The organism is Streptomyces sp. Tue6028 (assembly GCF_002300165.1).
Lineage (GTDB): Bacteria > Actinomycetota > Actinomycetes > Streptomycetales > Streptomycetaceae > Streptomyces > Streptomyces siamensis.
The window spans coordinates 37,728-42,115 of the sequence record NZ_MLCE01000038.1 but is presented as its reverse complement, the minus strand read 5'-3'; the positions used below and the strand labels follow the sequence as shown (position 1 = coordinate 42,115).

Genomic DNA, 4,388 nt, shown 5'->3' with positions numbered 1-4,388 from the left:
AGCCCACGCGGCAGCACCCGAGCCGCACCGGGCCCGCGCAAGAGGACACGAGTCACGCCGGGCCCGCGCGAACGGACACGAGTCACGCCAGGCCCACGCGGCAGCACCCGAGCCGCACCGGGCCCGCGCGACAGGACACGAGCCGCGCCGGGTCCGCGCCGGAGGACACCACCGGGGCCGCCGCCCTCCACCTCACCGGGGTCACCTTCGCCTACGGTCCCGGCAGCGCCCCCGTCATCGAGAACCTCGACCTGCGGCTCCCCCACGGGGCGCATCTGGCCGTCGTGGGCCCCAGCGGAATCGGCAAGTCGACACTTACCGGCCTCGTCGCGGGGCTCCTGGAGCCGGTGCGCGGCGAGATCCGGGTGCACGGGCACCCGGTGCCGGCCGAGGCGGCCGCCCGGCGACGCGTCCTCATCCCCCAGGAGGCGTACGTCTTCACGGGCACACTGGCCGAGAACCTGGGGTACCTGCGGCCGGACCCGGTACCGGAGGCGGAGCTGTGGGCGGCGGCCCGGACGGTCGGGCTGGACGAGCTGCTGGACCGGCTGGGCGGCCCGTCGGCCGAGGTCGACCCGGCCGCCCTGTCGGCGGGAGAGCGCCAGCTGATCGCGCTGACCAGGGCGTATCTCTCGTCCGCACCGCTCGCGCTACTGGACGAGGCGACCTGTCACCTCGATCCGGTCGCGGAGGAACGCGCGGAGCGTGCCTTCGCCGCGCGTCCCGGCGGCACGCTCGTGGTCGTCGCCCACCGTGTCAGCTCGGCCCGTCGCGCCGGGCGCGTGCTGGTCATGGACGGACGGCGCGTGGACCTCGGGGTGCACGAGGACCTCCTGGAACGCTCGTCGCTCTACCGCGACCTGATCGGCGGCGGGCCGGCGGGCTCACACCCGCCCCTCGCCCCGCGAGATCCTGGCGGACTCACACCCACCCCTCGCCCCGCGAGATCCTGATGGCGTCGATGCGGTTGCGGGCCCCGGTCTTGCGCGTGATCGCCGCCATGTAGTTGCGCACGGTCCCGTGGGACAGATGGAGGCTTCCCGCGATCTCGGCGATGGAGGCTCCGGCGGCGGCGAGGGAGAGCACGCTCAGCTCGCGCCGGGTCAGCGGCATCTGTGCCGCCTTGAGAAACCCGAAGCCCAGTGAGTCGTCGACGAAACGTTCCCCCTCGGCGACGCGGCGTATCCCCGACACCAGCCGCTCCGGCGAGCCCTCCTTGTCGACATAGCCGAGGGCGCCCGCCTCGGCGGCCCGCCTGAGCAGGCCGGGCCTGTTCGCACGGGCAAGCACGAGGAGCCGCGGCGCCGCCGCCCCCGCTCCCCGCCCGCACAGTTCGGCGAGCGGCGGTATGCCGTACGTGTCGGCGCAGTCCAGATCGGCGGCGCAGACGTCCGGCCCGAGCGAGCGGACGTGGCCGGGCGCGCTGCGCCACGGGGTGTCGTACACCCCGAGGTCGGGCGTTCGGCGCAGCCATTCCGCGAGTACCTGCCGCACCAGACATGCGTCGTGCACGAGTAGTACCCGGATCACGTCGGCTCCTCCAGGTGACCGATCGACGGCGTTGTCGTCCTGAGCGCGTGCCCATTGTTGGCGTTCGCGACCGTTCATGGGCGCGAAGAACCGGCCAAGAGGGTGCGCGGGGGCGCATGGGGAGCACTCACGCGCCGCCCCCTGCTTCGAAGCAGGGGGCATGGCCGCGGCCGTCGTGGGTACAGCCGTGCCCGGCCGCCGGGCACGCTCGCCGTGCGCGATACGCCGCCAGGAGAGAGCCTGGTCACCTGAGCAGTCGTGCGGCCCCGCGAGGAGGTGGTCGGCGTGTCCGACTGGCAGGGGGCCAGGCAGGCACCGGCGAGCAGGCCGGCGCCGGTCGGACGCCCACTGCTGTCGCTGACGCTGACCTCGATGATGGACGACGTCCACGCGCACTCCGGAGCGGTGTACCTGCTCGCGGACCACGAGCCGGTGCTGGAGATGGCCGTGATGGCGGGCCTGCCCCGGGCGTTCGCGGCTCCGTGGGAGCGGGTGGGGCTGACCGCGCCGATCCCGGTGGCCGAGGCCGTGCGGAACCGGCGGCTGATCTGGGTGAGCGGCGAGGAGGAGATGGCCCGCCGCTATCCCCGGATCGCCGTGGTGCTTCCCTATCCCTTCGCGCTCGCCGCGATGCCGGTGGTGACCGAGCACACGGCGTACGGCGCGGTCTTCGTGACCTGGCCCGGCTCGCATCCGCCGGACCTGTCCGACCGTGAGCGGGTCCAGCTCACCGCCGCCTGCGACCGGCTCGCACTGCGCCTGGAGCGTGCCGCCGAGGAACGCCGGCCGGTGCCCCCCGAACCGGACCTGCTGACACCGTCCGCGGGAACCACCGCCGACACCCTCGGCACGCTGGAGGCGACCCGCATGGTGGCGCGGCTGCCGTACGGGCTGTGCGCGCTCGACCTGCACGGGCGGGTCAGCTTCGCCAACCCGGCGACGGCGGAGCTGCTCGGCCTGCCGGTCGGCCGGCTCCTGGGCACCCAGCTGTGGGCGTCCGTGCCGTGGCTCAACGACCCCGTGTACGAGGACCGTTACCGTGCCGCGCTGCTCAGCCAGCACGTGACCTCGTTCGTGGCGCTGCGGCCGCCGGGCGAATGGCTGTCGTTCCGGCTGTATCCGAGCACGAGCGGTCTGAGCGTGCGGATCTCGCGGGCCCGCGCGGTGTCCGAGATGACCCGGGCCGGCCCGCAGCCCGGCGACGGCACGCCGCGGCTGGTGACCATCTCCCACGTGCTGAGCCTGGCGAGCGCGCTCACCCAGGCGGCGGGCGTGCAGGACGTGGTGCAGCTGGTCGCGGACGAGATCGCGCCCGCGGTCGGCAGTCAGGCGCTGATCGTCCTCGCCGCACGGGCCGGGCGGCTGCACGTGCTCGGGCACCGGGGATACCCGGACCCGCAGGTCGTTGACCGTCTCGACGGAGTGCCGCTCACGGCCCCGACGCCGGGAACGCAGGCGCTGAAGACCGGTGCTCCCGCGTTCTTCGGCTCGCGGACGCAGTTGGAGCGCCTCTACCCGGCTCGGAGCAAGACGCCCGACGGGATGGCCGCGTGGGCGTACCTGCCGCTGGTGGCCTCCGGTCGTCCGGTGGGCACCTGCGTCCTGGCGTACGCGGAGCCGCACCCCTTCCCCGCGGACGAGCGCGCCGTCCTGACCAGTCTCGGCGGTCTCGTCGCGCAGGCGCTGGAGCGTGCCCTCCTGTACGACGCCAAGCACCAGTTGGCCCACGGTCTGCAGGAGGCGCTGCTGCCGCACTCCCTGCCCGTGCTGCCCTCGATCGACGCGGCGGCCCGCTACCTCCCGGCGGCCCGGGGCATGGACATCGGCGGGGACTTCTACGACCTGGTGCCCTCCCAGGGGCGGGCCGCGGCGGTGATCGGCGACGTCCAGGGGCACAACGTGACGGCGGCGGGCCTGATGGGGCAGATCCGTACTGCCGTCCGCGCTTACACGACGGTGGGCCAGCCGCCGGAGGAGGTGATGCGCAGCACCAACCGGCTGCTGATCGACCTGGGCGTCGACCTCTTCGCCAGCTGTCTCTACCTGAGCCTGGACCCCGCCCACGAGGTGGCCGTCATGGCCCGCGCGGGTCATCCGCCACCCCTGCTGCGGCGGCCGGACGGGAACGTCCGGGTGCTGGACCTGGCCGGCGGGCCCCTGCTCGGGATCGACACCGACGCCAGGTACCCGACGACGGAGGTGCCCCTCGCACCCGGCTCGCTGCTCACGCTCTACACCGACGGACTGATCGAGTCGCCCGGCGTCGACATCGAGGACGCCCTCGCCGACCTGGGCCGGCGGCTCGGCGAGACCGGTGACCAGCCGCTCGACGCGCTCGCGGACAGCCTCGTGGGGCACGGCGGGACGGAGTCCCGGGAACGGCTCGACGACGTGGCGCTGCTCCTGCTGCGGGCACGGGAACACGGCTGAGGCGGCCCGCTCCGCGGGGTGCCCGTACACACGGCGGTCCGGCCCTCCCGCCGGAGGGCCGGACCGCTGTCACTGCCGGCCGGGACGGCTGTTCCCGGCCGGTCAGTGGTTCTCGTGTTCCCGGACGGTCAGCGGTTCCCGTGTCCCCGGACGGTCAGTGGTGCTCGTGTTCCACGACCGTCGACCGTCAGGGGTTCTCGCGTTCCCGAACCGTCGGGGGTGCTCGCCGTCCGGGTCAGGGCTGCGAACTCACCAGACCCGAGCCGTCGTCCATGCCGGTGCCGCTCTGGTCGGCGGCCCCGCCGGCGTGGTCGCCCGCACCGGCCTGCTCGTCGCCGCCCGTCTGGTCGGCGGCGCCGCCGGCCTCGTCACCGGCACCCGCCTGATCGCCGGCACCCGCGCTCGGGTCCACCGTGCCGGCACCCGCG

3 protein-coding genes and 1 pseudogene are annotated in these 4,388 nt (G+C 74.4%); 2 read left to right on the top strand and 2 right to left on the bottom strand.

Annotated elements, in window-relative coordinates; genetic code table 11:
• Nucleotides 1-953 (top strand): ATP-binding cassette domain-containing protein (locus BKI49_RS34295; RefSeq protein ID WP_143658547.1); only part of this gene is annotated, 953 nt, incomplete at its 5' end.
• On the opposite strand, the gene BKI49_RS34290 is transcribed toward BKI49_RS34295, so the two are convergent.
• Nucleotides 922-1,530: a response regulator transcription factor gene (locus BKI49_RS34290; RefSeq protein ID WP_095938217.1), complete on the bottom strand. Its 609-nt coding sequence runs from the start codon at nt 1,528-1,530 to the stop codon at nt 922-924. The two genes, BKI49_RS34295 and BKI49_RS34290, sit on opposite strands and share 32 nt — an antisense overlap.
• Nucleotides 1,531-1,806: 276 nt before the next feature.
• Here BKI49_RS34290 and BKI49_RS34285 point away from each other — a divergent pair, with 276 nt between their 5' ends.
• Complete coding sequence (locus BKI49_RS34285) at nt 1,807-3,960, top strand: SpoIIE family protein phosphatase (RefSeq protein WP_095938220.1); 2,154 nt, start codon at nt 1,807-1,809, stop codon at nt 3,958-3,960.
• Between the two features lie 235 nt (nt 3,961-4,195).
• Here BKI49_RS34285 and BKI49_RS34945 read toward each other — a convergent pair.
• Nucleotides 4,196-4,388, bottom strand: a pseudogene (locus tag BKI49_RS34945) (S1 family peptidase); the annotation flags it as partial.